This is a genomic window from Microbacterium pygmaeum (genome assembly GCF_900100885.1).
GTDB classification, from domain to species: domain Bacteria; phylum Actinomycetota; class Actinomycetes; order Actinomycetales; family Microbacteriaceae; genus Microbacterium; species Microbacterium pygmaeum.
Window position 1 is genome coordinate 3,174,012 of the sequence record NZ_LT629692.1, and the last position, 15,716, is coordinate 3,189,727.

Below are 15,716 nucleotides of genomic sequence, written 5' to 3' on the forward strand. Positions count from 1 at the left end.
CGCCCGCTGCGACGGCCAGATGCCGTCGGGCAACTGCCAGCGCCGACAGCGCCGACAGCGACGACAGCGTCAGTACCAGAGGCTGAGGAACGGGGTGTCGGCCGACGCGAAGCTCCGCTCGAGCACGCGCAGCGCCGAAGCGGATGCCTGCACGCGGCCGGCGGCGGCGAGCGTCGACACCCGCACGCCCCCCAGCACGATCGCGCTGAGATCCTGCACGCTGAGCGTGACCTCGGGCGCGGCGTCCGCCACCGGCGCCACCTCTGCGGCGCCGTCGGATCCGACCTCGAGCCGCCAGCTCCCGTCGGCGAACCCCAGCGGGTCGGTGACCCGCAGGACGAGGGACGCGGGCGCGGAGTACTCGCGCGCCGCGAGCACCGCCGGCACATCGAGGATCCGCAGCCAGCCGTGTTCGCGGGTGGTCACCGTCGCGCCGCGCTGATCGGCGATCATCCACCGCAGCGGCTCGTCGGTCGACCGCAGCGGCGCGTGCACCGTCGCGATCAGGTCGTGCTCGAGCGCGAAGCGCCAGAGCGCACGATAGGCGTCGGGCCCGTCGGCGACGAGCAGCGAGACGGTGAGCTCGCCTCGCGTGAAGTCGTGCTCGCCCTCCTTGATCGAGTACGCCATCACGCCGCGCACCGTCCCGTCGTCATCGGAGTGGATCACACCGCGGATCTTGCGCTGCTCTCCGCCGGGCGCGAGGCCCGCGATCCGCCGCCACAGGCCGGTCCAGCCGGCGACGTCGCCGGGGTTGGCCGACCGCACCCGCTCGTGCACGGCCGCGAGCTCGGCCAGGAGGCGCTCTCGATCCACCGCGTCCAGCCGGCCCGACCCGGACGGACCGATCCAGCGCGCACGGCGGGTGTCGATCGACCAGTCGGTGGAGTACACCGCCGGAGCGAAGCCGAACCGCCCGTAGATCGTCGCCTCGGTGACGGTCAGGCCGGCGATGGCGTAGCCGGCGGCGGACGCTGTGCGCAGCTCGCCCTCGAGCATCGCCGTGGCGATGCCCCGGCGGCGCCGGGTCGGCGACACCGTGACGCCGCTGATCGCCCACATCGGGATCGTGCGGCGCCCCGGGAGGCTCAGCGGCGTCTCCCACGAGTCGATGGTCGCGACCGGCACTGCAGGGTCGGCCGCTCGCGGGTCGTAGACGCCGGTCAGGCGCCGATCGATGACGCGCTCGCGCGACCCTTCCACCTGCTCGTCGGTCGGATCCTCATCGAGGAAGCCTCGAGCGATGGCCCGGATGAACGGGACGAACTCCGCGCTCCCGACCTCCACGCCGCGGTACTCGAGCCCGCTGGCGGCGAGGCTCTCCCGCGAGGTCGCATCGAGCGGGAGGGTGATCCAGGAATGCGTCGACATCACTCCAGGCTAGCGACCGGTCCGGACTCGCCGAAGGCGGATGCTGCGGCCTCCACCGACTCGGCACGGTCGGCGTCCACGAGGCCCAGACGGGTGCGCCGGTCCAGCAGATCGCCGACGGTGAGCGCGCCCTCCACGAGCACTCCCCACCGCAGCTCCTGCGCTGTGACGCCCCTCGCGGCCCTCATCCCTCCCGGAAGGGCTGCGACGAACGGCGCCTCGGCGCCGTACCGCCGCACGTATCGAGGCGAGGCGGGGATCTCCGCGATCCGATGCCGGGGCCATGCACCCACCAGCGGCAGCGTACGGGTGGAGCTCGGAGGGATGCCGGGACCGAGGCGTCGACGCACGGCTTCATCCACTCCGTCCTGGGCCATCCGCCGGTAGGTCGTCAGCTTGCCGCCGACCACCGTCAGCACGCCGGTGGCTGACTCGAGGATCGCATGCCGGCGGGACACGTCGCTCGTGGCATCCTGCGCGCCTCCCGCGTCCGTCAGCAGCGGCCGCAGGCCCGCGAACGTCGCGAGGACGTCGGCCTGCCGGAGAGGTTCGGCGAGGACCGTGTTCATCGTCGCCAGGAGCATGTCGATCTCGGCATCCGTGGCGTAAGGAACGTCGGGGATGGCTCCGTCCGCCGGCACGTCGGTCAGGCCGATGTAGGTGCGCCCGTGCATCGACGGGACGGTGAAGACGAAGCGACTCGTGGAGCCTTCCACCGGCACCGTGAGCGACACATCGGAGCCGCCGAGCCGGTCGGTGTCGACCACGAGGTGCGTGCCGCGGCTCGGGCGCAGGTGGACGTCCGCAGCGAGATCGCTCGCCCAGACGCCGGTGGCGTTGAGGACGACCCTCGAGCGGACGGCGAGGGTCTCGCCGGTCAGCGTGTCGCGCAGCGTGGCCGCGTCGCCGGCGAGGTCGAGGGCCTCCACCCGGGTCAGGATCGACGCGCCGTATCCCGCCGCCGTGCGGGCGATCGCGATGACCAGGCGCGCATCGTCGATCAGCTGCCCGTCCCAGCCGCGCAGACCCCCGCGCAGCGATTCGGTGCGGACGGCCGGGACGAACTGTCTCGTCGTGGCGGAGCCGATCGCACTCGGTGCGGACAGGACGGCGTCGGGCGTCCCGACGAATCTGCGCAAGCCATCGCCGAGCCCGTATCCCAGCCCGACATATGCCCCTCGTGCCATGTGTCCTGGAGCGTACAGCGGCATGACCTGCGCGAGGGGGCGGGTGAGGTGCGGAGCGATTCTCGTGAGCAGCAGATGGCGCTCGGCGGCGCTCTCGTGGGCGATGGCGAACTGGCCGGATGCGAGGTAGCGCAGGCCGCCGTGAGCCAGCTTCGAGCTCCACCTGCTCGTGCCGAATGCGAGGTCGTGACGCTCCACCAGGACGGTGCGGAGTCCCCGGGCCGCGGCATCCAGCGCGATGCCCGCGCCGGTCACTCCGCCGCCGACCACGAGCAGGTCGATGTCGGGTCGGTCGCCGAGTGCGGCGAGATCCCGGCTGCGGCGGGCGGCCGACAGCGCGGATGAGCAGGGCGTCCGCCCGACGATCGTCACGGTCATGAAGGATCCGGACGCAGGTAGCCGGACAGCGCCGAGCCGAGCTCGTCCGCCCAGTCGGAATCGTCCAGCCACTCGTCCACGAGCGGTGCGGACACCACGGCGGACTGCGTGATCAGCAGCAGCATCGCCGCGAGGCGCGTGGGCTCGCCGGGCCGGACGAAGCCCGCGCTCTGCCCTCCGGCGACCAGCCGGGCGAGCTCGGCGTGCACGACGTACTGGCTCGTGCCGAGCCGGTCCAGGAGATATCGCGACAGCAGTTCGGGATCGGTGTCGCGCAGCCGCACGATCAGCGGCATACGACGGATGCGGTCGGCGGTGCCGACCAGTGTTGCGGCCAGCTCCGTCAGCGACCGGGGCGCGGCGGTCTCGGCGGGCAGGGCGGCGACCAGTTCGCGGGTCACGAGCGCGGCGAAGACGGCCTGCGCATCCGGCCAGTAGCGGTACAGGGTCTGACGGGCGATGCCACACCGCCGCGCGATGTCGGAGATGCTCGTGCGGCGGATGCCGTGCGCCAGCACTTCCGCGAACGCTGCGTCGAGGATGGCATGCGCGGTGTCGGTCAGCGGAGGCGCCGGAACAGACGCGGAACGAGCGGATTCCGTCATGTGACAACCATACAGAATGTGTCATACTGTCGCCATGCCTGCGCCGGAGCCCCTCGCCCGCCCGACCGTGCGCCCGAGGATGGAGTGGGATGCCTGGGGCGACGGCACCCGGGATGCCCGGCTGCCCGCGGGCGCCAGGACGCTCGTGACCACGCTCCTGCAGGGCAAAACTCATCCGGTGCCGCGCCGGCCGGTGTCATCGGCTTCCCTCACGCCGTCTCGGCTGTCCGACGATGACACGGAGGCGCTGGCCGGAGTCGTCGGCGCCGGACACGTGACGCGCGAAGACGCCGAGCGAGCCCTGCACCTCGGCGGAAAGAGCACCCCGGACCTGCTCGAGCGGCGACTGGAGGACATCCAGGCCGCTCCCGACGCCATCGTCACCCCCGCAACGCACGACGAGATCGTCGCGGTCCTGTCGCTGTGCAGCGCCCGTGGCATCGCCGTCGTGCCGTTCGGCGGCGGCACCAGCGTCGTCGGCGGCGTGGAGCCGGATGCCGGCACCCACCGCGCCGTGATCTCGCTCGATCTCGTCCGCACGGCCGCGCTGTGGAGCCTGGACGAGACCTCGCTGCTGGCGAGGTTCGGCGCGGGGACGACCGGCCCGCAGGCCGAAGAGCTGCTCGGGGCACGCGGATTCACCCTGGGCCACTTCCCGCAGAGCTTCGAATTCGCCTCGCTCGGCGGCTACGCCGCGACGCGGTCCAGCGGCCAGGCCTCCCGCGGGTACGGACGATTCGACGAGCTCGTCCATGCCCTGCGCGTCGCGACTCCGGTCGGCGAGCTCGACCTGGGTCGTGCGCCGGCGAGCGCCGCGGGACCCGACCTGCGCGAGCTGTTCCTCGGCTCGGAGGGCGCGTTCGGCGTCCTCACCGAGGTCACGGTGCGCATCCGGCCCCTCCCCGCCTCGACCGCGTACGGCGCGTGGAGCTTCCCAGACTTCGCCGCCGGCGCGGCGGCGCTGCGAGCACTGACGCAACGCGGCATCCGTCCCACCGTCCTCCGGCTGAGCGACGAATCCGAGACCCGAGTGAACGCGGCCATGGGCGGTCACCTGACCCGGATGCGCGGCGCGCTGGCCGTGGGCACGTTCGAGGGGGCGGATGCCGGCGAAGCCGACCACACCCGGAGCCGTACCGATGAGATCTTCCGCGCGCACGGCGCGAAATCGCGAGGCGAGGATCCAGCGCAGTCGTGGGAGCGCGGCCGGTTCGCCTCCCCCGCTCTGCGCGACACGCTGCTGGACGCCGGCGTCCTCGCCGAGACGCTGGAGACCGCCGCCACGTGGGCGGCGCTGCCCGAGGTCAAGGCGGCCGTCACCTCGGCGCTGGTCGACACCCTCAGCGCGGGCGGGACGAAGCCCATCGTCATGTGCCACATCTCGCACGTCTACCCCGCCGGCGCATCGCTGTACTTCACCGTCATCGCGGCGCTCACCGACGACCCTGCCGGACAGTGGGCGGGGGCCAAGGCCGCCGCCTCGCGCGCGATGCTGGACGCGGGCGCGACGATCACCCACCACCATGCCGTCGGGCGCGACCACCAGCCGTACCTGGAGACCGAGATCGGCCCGCTCGGCATCGCGGTCCTGCGCGCCGTCAAGATCACGCTGGATCCACAGGGCATCATGAACCCGGGCGCGCTCATCCGCGCCCGGGAGGATTCGTGAACGTCACAGTTCTGACGAACCCGGCAGCGCGCGCCGGAGCGCACACCCGCGCGGCACCGGAAGCGGCCGAGCGGCTGCGGTCACGAGGCATCCGCACCACGATCCTCAGCGGCGGCAGCGCGGCCGAATCGACCGACCTGCTGCGCACGGCGATCGACCTCGGTACGGACGCGGTTGTGGTCGCCGGCGGCGACGGCACGGTCCACCTCGCGATCCAGGAGCTCGCCGGGACCGGCATCCCCCTCGGCATCATCCCGGCCGGGACAGGCAACGATCTGGCCGCCGCGGTCGGGCTGAAGGAGCTCGATGTGGCCGCGGCCGCCGATGCGATCGCCGACGGCGGCACCCGCGCGATCGACCTGGCGCGCGTCACGCGGACCGACGGGACGACGGAGTACTTCGGCAGCGTGCTGGCCAGCGGCTTCGACTCACGCGTCAACGACCGCGCCAATGCCATGCGCTGGCCTCGGGGCGGCTCGCGCTACAACATCGCCATCCTGATCGAGTTCCTGCGGCTGCGGGGCATCCCGTACGAGATCGACCTCGTGCGGGAGGACGGCTCGCCGGAGCGCATCGCCGGCGACCTCGTGATGGCGACGGTCGGCAACGGCGGCACGTACGGCGGCGGCATCCCCATCTGCCCTGATGCCGATCCCGGCGACGGCGTCCTGGATGTCACGCTCGTCCGGCCGGCCGGGCGGATCCGGCTGCTGCGACTGCTCCCCCGTGTGTACCGGGGCACGCACACGAGCATCGACGAGGTGTCGACCTACCGCGTGCGCCGCATCCGCCTCGCGGCGCCCGATGTCACCGCCTATGCCGACGGCGACCCGATCGGCGCCCTCCCCCTGGAGATCGACGTCGCCCGGGGAGCGCTGACGCTGTTCGCGCCACCGGCCCGCTGATCGAGGCGGGACGCGGTCAGTGCGTGGCCTGGACCGCCCGCAGGCGCTCGAGCACCTGGTCGCGCAGCTCCTCGGGAGCCGACTCCTTGCACGCCCGCGCGACCACCTCGGTCAGGGTACGGGCGACGTGCGCCTCGTCCTGACAGGTCGCGCAGGTCGCGAGGTGCTCGGCGATGTCGGTCTGCGACGTCTTGCACACCTCGTTCCGCAGGTACTCTTCGAGGTCGCGTTGCGCCTTCTCACAGCCGCAGTCGGTCATGTGTTGCTCCTTGTGGCGGCAGCGCTGATCCCGCGCTCGGCCGCATAGTCCGCCAGCAGTTCACGAAGCATCCGTCTGCCGCGATGCAGACGGCTCATGACCGTGCCGATGGGTGTCTTCATGATGTCTGCGATCTCCTGGTAGGCGAATCCCTCGACGTCTGCGAGGTAGACGGCCAACCGGAAATCCTCCGGTATCGCCTGCAACGCGTCTTTGACGACGGATGCCGGCATGTGATCGATGGCCTCGGCTTCGGCCGAACGACTGCTCGTCGCCGTGGTCGATTCCGCGCCGCCGAGCTGCCAGTCCTCCAGCTCGTCGATCGTGCCCTGGTAGGGCTCGCGCTGCTTCTTGCGATAGATGTTGATGTAGGTGTTCGTCAGGATGCGATACAGCCAGGCCTTGAGGTTCGTGCCCTGCGTGAAGCTCGCCCACGATGCGAACGCCTTGACGAACGTCTCCTGCACGAGGTCGGCGGCATCCGCCGGATTGCGCGTCATCCGCATGGCCGCCGCGTACAGCTGGTCCATGAAGGGCAGCGCCTGCGTCTCGAATTGGTCGCGAGCGTCGGCCCCGGCATCCGCCTGATCGTTCATCACGCGCCAGTCTACTTCGGCGGGGTCCCACGCCACGGCCTCGCGGCGCTCGTGCGCAACGACCCGGCCGTCGGCGAGAACGCCCACCTGCGGTCGATCCAAGGTGGCGATCATCCGGCTCCGTTCTGCTGCGTGTTCTGAGGGGTTCAGTAGGGTAGAACCCGATGACTGCCGATCGGTATTCCCGCGATTCTGCGCCGACCACGCGCGGCCGTTGGCGTGCGCCCGTCGCCGAGGGCGCGCTGCGGGCCACCGTCACCGTCCCGGGGTCGAAATCGCTGACGAACCGCGAGCTGATCCTGGCGGCGATCGCCGACGGACCCGGCCGGCTGACCGCGCCGCTGCACTCCGAGGACTCCGCCCGGATGATCGAGGCCCTGCAGGCGCTCGGGGTGGGCATCGAGACGGAGCCGGGCTCGGGCGCCTACGGCGACGACCTCCTGATCACGCCGGTGTGGCCGCTGCAGGGCGGGACCAGGGTCGACTGCGGACAAGCGGGCACCGTCATGCGGTTCGTGGCCGGCATCGCCGGATTCGTGCGTGGCGATGTCACCCTCACCGCCCACGAGAGCGCCCTGCATCGGCCGATGGGCGCGATGATCAAGGCGCTCCGCGACGTCGGCGTCGACATCGACGACGGCGGCACGTGGGCGCTTCCCTTCATCGTCCGCGGACACGGCCACGTGCGCGGTGGCGAAGTGGTCGTCGATGCCAGCGCGTCGAGCCAGTTCGTCTCGGGCCTGCTGCTGGCAGCCCCCCGCTTCGATGTGGGGCTGCACCTCATCCACGCGGGCGAACGGCTGCCGAGCATGCCGCACATCGACATGACGATCGAGTCGCTCGCCCACCGCGGGGTGCACGTCGAGCGACCCGCACCGGGCGAGTGGGTGGTGCCCGCCGGCGGTGTGCGGGCCAAGGACGTGGCGATCGAGCCGGACCTCTCCAACGCCGCACCGTTCCTCGGGGCGGCGATGATCGCGGGCGGATCGGTCTCGGTGACCGGCTGGCCGGCGCACTCGACCCAGCCGGGCGCGATGCTCACCGACATCCTGTCCTTGATGGGCGCCCGCGTCGTGCGCCGCGGCGGCGCGCTCACCGTCACCGCCGGCGCGTCCATCGCCGGCGTCGACCTCGACCTGTCTGCGGCGGGAGAACTGACCCCGACGATCTTCGCGCTGGCGGCGTTCGCCGACGCCCCCACGACCCTGTACGGCATCGGGCACATCCGCGGCCACGAGACCGATCGCATCGCCGCGCTGATCGGCGAACTGCGGGGGCTCGGCGGCGAGGCTCATGAACTGGCCGACGGCATCCGGATCGTTCCGCGCGACCTGCACGGCGGCACCTGGCACGCACACCACGACCACCGGATGGCCACCACGGGCGCGCTCATCGGTCTGCGCGTCCCCGACGTCGAGATCGACGACATCGGCACGACCGCCAAGACGATGCCGCAGTTCCCCGAACTGTGGCACGCGATGCTCGGTGGCGACGGCCCCGGCGATGACGGTGCGCACTCGCAGCCGCTGCACGACGTGGCATCCTGAATCCGACCGGTGACCCCACGGTGAGCTGGCTCGACGCAGACGACGATGACGACGACGACTTCGATGACATCGAGGTCCGGTCGCGCCCCAACCCGAAGGCCAACCGCCCGCGGACCAAGCGACGCCCCGCGCACGCTGACGCGGAGATCGCCCGCGTCCTGGGCGTCGACCGCGGCCGTTACACGGCCCTCGTCGACGAAGACCTCCCCGACGAGCATCGGGTGCTCGCGACGCGTGCGCGCGAACTGCGGAAGGTGCCGATCGTCACCGGCGACCGGGCGCGGATCGTGGGCGACACCTCCGGCGACGAGGGGACGCTCGCCCGCATCGTCGGCATCGAGGAGCGCACCTCGCTCCTGCGCCGCAGCGCGGATGACACCGACCAGGTCGAACGGGTCATCGTCGCCAACGCCGATCAGATGCTGGTCGTCGTCGCCGCTGCCGATCCGGAGCCCCGCGCCAGGCTCGTCGACCGCTACCTGGTGGCGGCGCTGGATGCCGGCATCCGTCCGCTTCTGGTCGTGACCAAGACCGACCTCGCCGATCCGTCCGAGTTCCTCCGTCATTTCGAGGGTCTCGATCTGGAGGTGTTCACCTCCGCGCAGGCCGAGATGCCCGTGGAGCGCATCGGTGCAGCACTGATCGGGCACTCGACGGTGTTCGTCGGACACTCCGGGGTGGGCAAGTCCACGCTGGTGAACGCCCTGGTGCCGAGCGCGATGCGCGCCACCGGGCACGTGAACGTCGTCACCGGACGCGGACGCCACACGTCGTCCTCGACGATCTCGTACCGCTACACCGGCGAGGGCGGCAGCGGCTGGGTCATCGACACCCCGGGCGTGCGCTCCTTCGGGCTCGGCCACGTGGATCCGGCCAACATCCTCGGCGCCTTCACCGAACTCGCCCTGATCGCCGAAGACTGTCCGCGCGGCTGCACCCACCTGGCGGATGCACCGGACTGCGCGATCATCGAGGCCGCCGCCGAAGGACGCCTCGGCGAGCGGGGTGCCGAACGGCTCGACTCGCTCCAGCGGCTGCTGCAGACCTTCGCGGACAAGAGCGCGCATCAGTTCGACTGATCGCGAGCCGTACGCTGGAGCAATGACTGACGCGCGACTCGAGCCCGGCTCCCCCGCACCCGATTTCACCCTCGTCGACCAGGACGACCGCGAGGTCACCCTCTCCGACCTGCGCGGCGGTGGTGTCGTCCTGTTCTTCTATCCCGAGGCGATGACTCCCGGATGCACGACCGAGGCGTGCGACTTCCGCGACAGCCTCGCGCCGCTGCAGGCGGCCGGATACACGATCCTCGGCATCTCGCGGGACGCGCCCGAGAAGCTCCGCCGCTTCCGCGAGCGCGACGGGCTGACCTACGACCTCCTGAGCGATCCGGACCACGCCGTCCATGACGCGTACGGCGCCTGGGGCGAGAAGATGAACTACGGCAAGGCCGTCGAGGGCGTGCTGCGATCGACGTTCGTGATCGACGCCGACGGCGTCATCGAGCAGGCGCTGTACAACGTGAAGGCCACCGGTCACGTGGCGCGCGTGCGCCAGCTGATCGGCGTCTGAGACCGGGCGAGCTCACTCCGGCGGAGCCTCGCTGCCGGTCCGTGCCGCCCCGCCGGCCGACCGGATCGCGAGGATCAGTAGCACGAGGGCGACGAGCGCGGGTACGGCCAGGGCCACCCCGGTCGCCGGGTGGGCGTACGCACCGGTGACCGCACCGATCGCGACCGCCAGGATCAGCAGCTGCGTCACCACACCACCGGACCGGCCCCACGACTGGCCGCGCCAGATCGCGACCGCGAACGCGAGCACGGCCGTGGCGCCCAGACCGCTCAGCACCAACAGCGCCAGTGCGCTCGTCAGCGACTCGGTGTCGCCGGCCAGAAGCGCGCCGATCTGCCAGATCGTCAGAGCGACGATGCCGAGACCCTCGAGACCGACCAGGATCGCGGCGACGATGGCCATAGCAGAAGGACGCCCAGCGTCGGATGCATCGATCGGTACTGTCTGCATTGCTCAGAATTCCTTACGCTGCACGGTTTTCATTGTGCGAATCCTCCAGCCCACACGGGGAATGCCCAGCAATGGCGCACACAACCCGCGGCTGAACCCTTGATGTTCACCCTGCGCTATGGGACCATTAACAAAGCCGTGTGCTCCCACAGCGAGGTGGGGCGAGCAATCTCGCATCTCCCACAGGGTATCGGACCCGTATCCCGGCCCCGCATCCCCGAACCGCATCAAGGAGCACCACCATGGACTGGCGCGACAAGTCAGCATGCCTGACAGTCGATCCCGAACTGTTCTTCCCCGTGGGGAACACCGGACCCGCTGTCGAGCAGATCGAGAAGGCCAAGTCGGTCTGCGCTCGCTGCACCGTGACCGAAGTCTGCCTGCAGTATGCCCTCGAGACCGGCCAGGACTCGGGCGTGTGGGGCGGATTGTCCGAGGACGAGCGTCGTGCGCTGAAGCGCCGCGCCGCCCGCGCCCGACGAGCCTCGTAGCGGCGACGAGCGAGGCCGCCTCACACAGGACGCGGAAAGTCGGAGGACGACCTCAGTTCGGCGCGCGCTCGATGTAGCGCATCGGGATGTCGATCGTGACTTCGGTGCCGCTGCCCATGATCGTGTGCCAGTCGATGGTGCCGCCCAATTCGCCCTGGATCAGGGTGCGGACGATCTGCGTGCCCAGTCCGCGACCGACCTGACCCTCCGGCAGACCGGTTCCGGTGTCGCGCACGCGCACCTCGAGCCGGTCTTCGCTGCGCTCGGCGATGATCTCGACGTCGCCCTCCTGCCCCGCCAGCCCGTGCTCCACCGCGTTGGTGACCAGTTCGGTCAGCGCGAGCGCCAACGGCGTGGCGTACTCGCTCGGCAGGGTGCCGAAGGTTCCTGTGGAGTGGGTACGGGCGCGGGTGTTCGGCGCGGCCGCCACCTCGGCGACGAGCTTGAGCACCCTGTCGAACACGTTGTCGAAGTCGACGTTCTGCGCGAGTCCTTCGGACAGGGTGTCGTGGACCACGGCGATCGCGGCCACCCGTCGCATCGCCTGGGTGAGCGCATCGCGCGCCTCGTCGGAGTGCGATCGGCGCGCCTGGATGCGCAACAGGGACGCCACGGTCTGCAGGTTGTTCTTCACCCGATGGTGGATCTCGCGGATCGTCGCGTCCTTGGTGATGAGCTCCTGCTCCTGGTGGCGGATCTCGGTCACGTCGCGGCACAGCACGATCGCACCGATGCGGGTGCCGTGATCGCGGAGCGGGATCGTCCGAAGCGACACGGAGACCCCGCGCGCCTCGATGTCGGCGCGCCACGGCGCCCGACCGCTCACCACGAGCGGCAGCGACTCGTCGAACTGCCGCTTCTCGGGAAGAATGCGCGTGGTCACCTCGACGAGGGACTCGCCCTCCAACTCGTCATCGAAGCCCATCCGGTTGAAGGCGGACAGCGCGTTCGGGCTGGCGAAGGTCGTGACGCCGTTGACGTCGAGACGGATCAGGCCGTCAGAGGCGCGGGGCGCGCCACGACGCGGTGCAGTGGGAGCGTCCAGATTGGGGAACTCCCCTGACGCCACCATCCCGAACAGATCGTCGGCGCAGTCGTTGAAGGTGATCTGCTGACGCGAGGGGGTGCGCGTCTCTCCGAGATTGGTGTGGCGGGTCAGCACGCCGATCGTCATCGCCGGATCCTGGCCGTGCGTCCGGACGATCGGGACGGCCCGGACCCGAGTCGGGGTCTCCTCGAACCAGTCCGGCGAGGCGGAGTCGACGATCCGGCCGGACTGGAACGCCTCGCGAACCTGCGTCCGCCACTGCGGACGCACGCGGTCGCCGACGATGTCGCGGTAGAAGAGGGTCGCCGCGCCGCCGGGCCGGGTGTGGGCGACCGCGATGAACGTGTCATCGTCGGTGGGCACCCAGATCACGATGTCGGCGAACGCCAGGTCTGCCAGCAGCTGGCCGTCGCCGGCGAGACGGTGCAGCCATTCCACCTCGGCTTCGCTGGAGCGGCCCTGGGCGTACACGAGATCGGAGAGCGTCGACACCCTCCAAGCGTAGGGTCGACGACGCCCTCCTCGTGCACGTCGTCCTCTCGCACGCCGGCCCCGCACGCCGGCTCCGGCGCGTCCGCGCGACGTCGTCAGGCGGCGGTGCGCCCGACACGAAGGGCACGCCGCGAGCGGGTGCGCAGTTCGACGGTCGGCGCGACGGACTCTCCGACGAAGCGCCGCACCCCCAGGGCGATCGGGGACCGCGGCGAGACCTCGGCGATCGGGCGGGCGGCCAGCAGTGCGGCATCCGCACTCCGCGGATCGGACGGCACGAACGACACGGCATCGATTCCGCCGAAGCGGTCCAGGGTGCGCCGCACCTGACCGCGGGCGTCGATGCCCAGCGCCCCGGGCCGGAGCCGGTTGGCCAGCACCGCCACCGGCGTCGCACCGATCGTCGCCCGCAGTTCCGGGTATGCGCGCAGAAAACGCGACACACCGAGCGGATCCGCGCCCGCCACCGCGACGACGAGATCGGCCGTCTGCAGGGCGGCCAGCGTGGCGGCGTTGCGGCGCGGTCCGTCCAGGTCGCTGACGATCTCCTCGTCGCGCTCCAGCGGGGCCGCCACGTCGACCACGGTGTAGTCGGCCCAGTCCCGGCAGGACGTGAGCGCCGCGGCCACGCGTGCCGCGGTGAGTTCCGGCCATCGTGAGGGCCGGTTGATCCCGGTGAGGACGTCGACGCCGGTTCGGGAGAGCGGCGCGCTGATGCGCGTCAGCTCACGCGCGTCGAGGCCGCCGAGCTCCGCCTGCCGGCATGCCGCGGCGAAGCCAGGAGCCTCGTCGGCCATGCCCAGCAGCAGCGCGATCGAGGGCGCGTGCGAGTCCGCATCGACCAGACCGACGTGGCGCCCGCCCCGCGCGAGTTCCACGGCGAGCTCGATGGCGATCGTGGAGCGGCCAGGCGCACCGCCGGGCCCCCACACTGCGATCACCTTCGGCGATGACGCGACGGCGGCAGCCGGCGTCGGGGGCGCACCGGCATCCGCTCGGCTCGACGGCACGCCGTCTCTGCCCGGCGAGGCGATCACCTCGGCGAGCCGCCACGGCTGGACATCGAGCGCGAGCGCCGGGTCCACGCCGAAGGCGGCTGCGATCCGCTCGTCCTCGCTGCGTTCGCACAGCGCGATGATCCGCACTGCGGAGCGGTCGCACAGCGCGACGACCGACGCAGTGAGGGTGCGTCTGGTGGTGCCGAGGACGACGGTGTCGGCTGAGGTGAGCGCGGCGGCGATGCGCTCCGCCTCCTCGCCGAGGGCGCCGTCGTCGGCCAGGAGGAGCAGAGCGGATGCCTCGACGACGCCGACCACCGCGATGCCCTCGCGCCGCAGCCCCGCCGCGAGATCGTCACCGACGGGTGCATCGACGGCGACGAGCACGTTCACCTGGTCGCTCCCGTAGTGGGAACGACCGAAAGTGCCGCCTCGTCCGCCATCGCGGCGAGCATCGCGGCCACCTCCGATCGCGCGATCACCAGCTCGAGGGCGGCCGAGCCGGCGCCGATCATCGAATCGTCCCGGGTGACCGAGACCACCGTGGCATCGGCGACCAGGATCCGCGGCTCGTCGTATCCGCCCTCGATCTGGGGTGCCGCCCAGACCTCGACCACGGTGCCGGCCTCGACCGAGCCCGGCACGTCGACCGCGCTGCGCAGCACAACGCTGGTGGTATGGGCGGCCGCGGCGTCGCCGACCGCGCTCTGCGGCACGAGCTCCCCCGATTCGATCGTGCGCACCGCGACCAGACCGTCGGTCAGCGCGTCGGCATCGAGGTAGGCACCGCCGACCTGGCCGAGTGCGACATCGACGACGCGCACGTCGTCCCCGGAGACGGCCTCGCCGGGAACGATGGTGCGTGCGGCGGCGAAGACCGGGACGGTCTGGCGGGATGCCGAGACCACGAACCAGACGCCCGCCACCGATGCCGCCACCAGGACGATTCCGAGGAAGAACCGCATGTCCGCCCAGAACGCGCGCGGTCGTGCGCGGACCGGCTCAAGAGCTGTCATGAGACCATCGTGACGCAGCGCACGAAAATGCCTCGGAGGTTATCCACAGCGCCCACGCGGATGCAGGCGGTCCGATGGTCCGTGGCGATAATGGGGCCATGCCCGACTCCCCGACGTCCGACGTGCGCCTGCTGGCTCCCGCCCAGGTCGCCGAGATCCTCGGCGTCACCGTGGACGAGGTGATGAGCCTGGTCGAGCATCGCCGGCTGCGGGGCCTGCGCGTCGGTTCGCCGGCGCGGTGGAGGGTCGAGGAGGCGAGCATCGCCGAGTACCTCGACGAGCAGGCCGAAGAAGCCCGGCGCATCGCCCTGTGGCGGCAGTCGAACGAGGCGAGCTTCCCCGAACTGTGGGGCACCGGCGTCCTCCCCCAGGCGGACTGAGAGCTCCGCTCGGGACGAGTCGGCCTCAGCCGATCGCGACGCCGGCTTCGAGGCGGATCCAGGAGATGGAGCCGAACGGCACCACGCGGTGCCCGGTGACCAGATCCGCCCGTCGTGGCGTGCCGGGATCGTGCAGGGCGATGTCGAGGTGGTCCGCCCCGGCGCGGTCGATCGTGCCGGAGAGCACCCGACCGGTTCTCAGCGCGATCGCGACCGCGACGCGGCGCCGGACGAGGTCGCGCACCAGGAAGCCGAGCGTCATCCGATCGACGAGGCTCGAGGGCGCAGGTCCGGGGCGTGCGGTGCGCAGCACGTCGGCGTGCGGCATCCCGATCTCCACGATCGCGCCGAGCGGTACCAGAAGCGCACCGCCGCGGGCGGCCGGGGTCTCCACGGCCACCCAGTCGGCGCCCACCCCGGTGACCTCTGCGGCGAGCCTCGTGCCGTCGGAGAATTCGAACGACGGGGTCGGCGCATCGCGGTCCCGCGCGATGAGGGCGTGCAGCCGATCGCGCAGCGCGACTCGCGAAAGTCGCAGGCGCTCGGCCTCCGTGTCCAGCGCGGCGCGCTCGGCCTCCCACTCCGAAGCGAGCTGATCCTCGAGGTCGTCGAAGAACCTGTCCCAGCGCATCCGGCGAGGTTAGGCCGAACATGATGAATCGATGAGAAGTTATCCACAGCCGCCTGCGCGACCTTTCCTGTGAGTTCGCCGTGTGCTGTACTTCTCGCCAAGATTCAGCACCACGACGATC

General features: G+C 71.2%; 17 protein-coding genes. 7 read left to right on the top strand and 10 right to left on the bottom strand.

The features are described from left to right. Positions 1 to 69 precede the first annotated feature (69 nt). The 3 genes from BLT19_RS15285 to BLT19_RS15295 are packed head-to-tail and all read right to left on the bottom strand — an operon-like array spanning position 70 to position 3,541. Positions 70 to 1,371 (bottom strand): GNAT family N-acetyltransferase, encoded by a 1,302-nt coding sequence (locus tag BLT19_RS15285; RefSeq protein ID WP_091492007.1) that lies wholly within the window; start codon positions 1,369 to 1,371, stop codon positions 70 to 72. Beyond that, positions 1,371 to 2,936: a glycerol-3-phosphate dehydrogenase/oxidase gene (locus tag BLT19_RS15290; protein WP_091492010.1), complete on the bottom strand. Its 1,566-nt coding sequence runs from the start codon at positions 2,934 to 2,936 to the stop codon at positions 1,371 to 1,373. Before BLT19_RS15290 ends, BLT19_RS15285 begins: the two co-directional genes overlap by 1 nt. After that, complete coding sequence (locus BLT19_RS15295) at positions 2,933 to 3,541, bottom strand: TetR/AcrR family transcriptional regulator (protein ID WP_091492013.1); 609 nt, start codon at positions 3,539 to 3,541, stop codon at positions 2,933 to 2,935. Before BLT19_RS15295 ends, BLT19_RS15290 begins: the two co-directional genes overlap by 4 nt. A gap of 34 nt (positions 3,542 to 3,575) precedes the next feature. Here BLT19_RS15295 and BLT19_RS15300 point away from each other — a divergent pair, with 34 nt between their 5' ends. Together BLT19_RS15300 and BLT19_RS15305 are read left to right on the top strand one after the other, a co-directional pair. Then, on the top strand, positions 3,576 to 5,210 hold the full coding sequence (locus tag BLT19_RS15300) for an FAD-binding oxidoreductase (protein ID WP_091492015.1): 1,635 nt from the start codon (positions 3,576 to 3,578) through the stop codon (positions 5,208 to 5,210). After that, positions 5,207 to 6,115: a diacylglycerol kinase gene (locus BLT19_RS15305; protein WP_091492018.1), complete on the top strand. Its 909-nt coding sequence runs from the start codon at positions 5,207 to 5,209 to the stop codon at positions 6,113 to 6,115. The genes BLT19_RS15300 and BLT19_RS15305 overlap by 4 nt, the downstream gene beginning before the upstream one ends. A 16-nt stretch (positions 6,116 to 6,131) precedes the next feature. On the opposite strand, the gene BLT19_RS15310 is transcribed toward BLT19_RS15305, so the two are convergent. Continuing rightward, entirely contained in the window at positions 6,132 to 6,374 is a 243-nt protein-coding gene (locus BLT19_RS15310; protein ID WP_091492021.1) for a zf-HC2 domain-containing protein, read from the bottom strand. Further along, entirely contained in the window at positions 6,371 to 6,970 is a 600-nt protein-coding gene (locus BLT19_RS15315; RefSeq protein ID WP_091494150.1) for a sigma-70 family RNA polymerase sigma factor, read from the bottom strand. The genes BLT19_RS15310 and BLT19_RS15315 overlap by 4 nt, the downstream gene beginning before the upstream one ends. A gap of 164 nt (positions 6,971 to 7,134) precedes the next feature. Between BLT19_RS15315 and aroA the strand changes: the two genes are divergently transcribed. From aroA to bcp, 3 genes are read left to right on the top strand one after another with little or no spacing between them, the layout of a single operon-like run. Continuing rightward, the gene (gene aroA, locus BLT19_RS15320) at positions 7,135 to 8,517 is read left to right on the top strand and encodes a 3-phosphoshikimate 1-carboxyvinyltransferase (RefSeq protein ID WP_091492023.1); all 1,383 of its coding nucleotides are present in this window, start codon (positions 7,135 to 7,137) and stop codon (positions 8,515 to 8,517) included. A gap of 20 nt (positions 8,518 to 8,537) precedes the next feature. After that, positions 8,538 to 9,596, top strand: a complete 1,059-nt coding sequence (gene rsgA, locus BLT19_RS15325; protein ID WP_091492026.1) for a ribosome small subunit-dependent GTPase A — start codon at positions 8,538 to 8,540, stop codon at positions 9,594 to 9,596. A gap of 22 nt (positions 9,597 to 9,618) precedes the next feature. Then, positions 9,619 to 10,089 carry a thioredoxin-dependent thiol peroxidase gene (gene bcp, locus BLT19_RS15330; protein ID WP_091492028.1) on the top strand — a complete coding sequence of 157 codons (471 nt, stop codon included), beginning with the start codon at positions 9,619 to 9,621 and terminating at the stop codon, positions 10,087 to 10,089. A gap of 12 nt (positions 10,090 to 10,101) precedes the next feature. Here bcp and BLT19_RS15335 read toward each other — a convergent pair whose 3' ends face one another. Then, entirely contained in the window at positions 10,102 to 10,491 is a 390-nt protein-coding gene (locus BLT19_RS15335; RefSeq protein WP_091492031.1) for a histidine kinase, read from the bottom strand. A gap of 290 nt (positions 10,492 to 10,781) precedes the next feature. Between BLT19_RS15335 and BLT19_RS15340 the strand changes: the two genes are divergently transcribed. Further along, positions 10,782 to 11,030, top strand: coding sequence for a WhiB family transcriptional regulator (locus BLT19_RS15340; RefSeq protein ID WP_091492034.1), 249 nt, complete (start codon positions 10,782 to 10,784; stop codon positions 11,028 to 11,030). 52 nt (positions 11,031 to 11,082) lie between these two features. Here the strand turns inward: BLT19_RS15340 and BLT19_RS15345 are convergent, their stop codons facing one another. From BLT19_RS15345 to BLT19_RS15355, 3 genes are all read right to left on the bottom strand, one after another. Continuing rightward, entirely contained in the window at positions 11,083 to 12,570 is a 1,488-nt protein-coding gene (locus BLT19_RS15345; protein WP_091492036.1) for a sensor histidine kinase, read from the bottom strand. Between the two features lie 95 nt (positions 12,571 to 12,665). Continuing rightward, the gene (locus tag BLT19_RS15350) at positions 12,666 to 13,961 is read right to left on the bottom strand and encodes an AAA family ATPase (protein WP_091492039.1); all 1,296 of its coding nucleotides are present in this window, start codon (positions 13,959 to 13,961) and stop codon (positions 12,666 to 12,668) included. Then, positions 13,958 to 14,584, bottom strand: a complete 627-nt coding sequence (locus BLT19_RS15355) for an SAF domain-containing protein (protein ID WP_091492041.1) — start codon at positions 14,582 to 14,584, stop codon at positions 13,958 to 13,960. The genes BLT19_RS15350 and BLT19_RS15355 overlap by 4 nt, the downstream gene beginning before the upstream one ends. Positions 14,585 to 14,682: 98 nt before the next feature. Here BLT19_RS15355 and BLT19_RS15360 point away from each other — a divergent pair, with 98 nt between their 5' ends. Further along, the gene (locus tag BLT19_RS15360; RefSeq protein WP_091492044.1) at positions 14,683 to 14,964 is read left to right on the top strand and encodes a helix-turn-helix domain-containing protein; all 282 of its coding nucleotides are present in this window, start codon (positions 14,683 to 14,685) and stop codon (positions 14,962 to 14,964) included. Positions 14,965 to 14,989: 25 nt separating this feature from the next. On the opposite strand, the gene BLT19_RS15365 is transcribed toward BLT19_RS15360, so the two are convergent. Beyond that, positions 14,990 to 15,595, bottom strand: a complete 606-nt coding sequence (locus BLT19_RS15365) for a hypothetical protein (protein ID WP_091492047.1) — start codon at positions 15,593 to 15,595, stop codon at positions 14,990 to 14,992. Between the last annotated feature and the right edge of the window lie 121 nt (positions 15,596 to 15,716).

Coding starts and splice junctions, on each gene's coding strand:
- BLT19_RS15360 (WP_091492044.1), top strand. CDS start 14,683: ATGCCCGACTCCCCGACGTCCGACGTGCGCCTGCTGGCTCCCGCCCAG.
- BLT19_RS15285 (WP_091492007.1), bottom strand. CDS start 1,371: ATGTCGACGCATTCCTGGATCACCCTCCCGCTCGATGCGACCTCGCGG.
- aroA (WP_091492023.1), top strand. CDS start 7,135: ATGACTGCCGATCGGTATTCCCGCGATTCTGCGCCGACCACGCGCGGC.
- BLT19_RS15315 (WP_091494150.1), bottom strand. CDS start 6,970: ATGAACGATCAGGCGGATGCCGGGGCCGACGCTCGCGACCAATTCGAG.
- BLT19_RS15335 (WP_091492031.1), bottom strand. CDS start 10,491: ATGGCCATCGTCGCCGCGATCCTGGTCGGTCTCGAGGGTCTCGGCATC.
- BLT19_RS15340 (WP_091492034.1), top strand. CDS start 10,782: ATGGACTGGCGCGACAAGTCAGCATGCCTGACAGTCGATCCCGAACTG.
- BLT19_RS15355 (WP_091492041.1), bottom strand. CDS start 14,584: ATGACAGCTCTTGAGCCGGTCCGCGCACGACCGCGCGCGTTCTGGGCG.
- BLT19_RS15300 (WP_091492015.1), top strand. CDS start 3,576: ATGCCTGCGCCGGAGCCCCTCGCCCGCCCGACCGTGCGCCCGAGGATG.
- bcp (WP_091492028.1), top strand. CDS start 9,619: ATGACTGACGCGCGACTCGAGCCCGGCTCCCCCGCACCCGATTTCACC.
- BLT19_RS15310 (WP_091492021.1), bottom strand. CDS start 6,374: ATGACCGACTGCGGCTGTGAGAAGGCGCAACGCGACCTCGAAGAGTAC.
- BLT19_RS15365 (WP_091492047.1), bottom strand. CDS start 15,595: ATGCGCTGGGACAGGTTCTTCGACGACCTCGAGGATCAGCTCGCTTCG.
- BLT19_RS15295 (WP_091492013.1), bottom strand. CDS start 3,541: ATGACGGAATCCGCTCGTTCCGCGTCTGTTCCGGCGCCTCCGCTGACC.
- BLT19_RS15290 (WP_091492010.1), bottom strand. CDS start 2,936: ATGACCGTGACGATCGTCGGGCGGACGCCCTGCTCATCCGCGCTGTCG.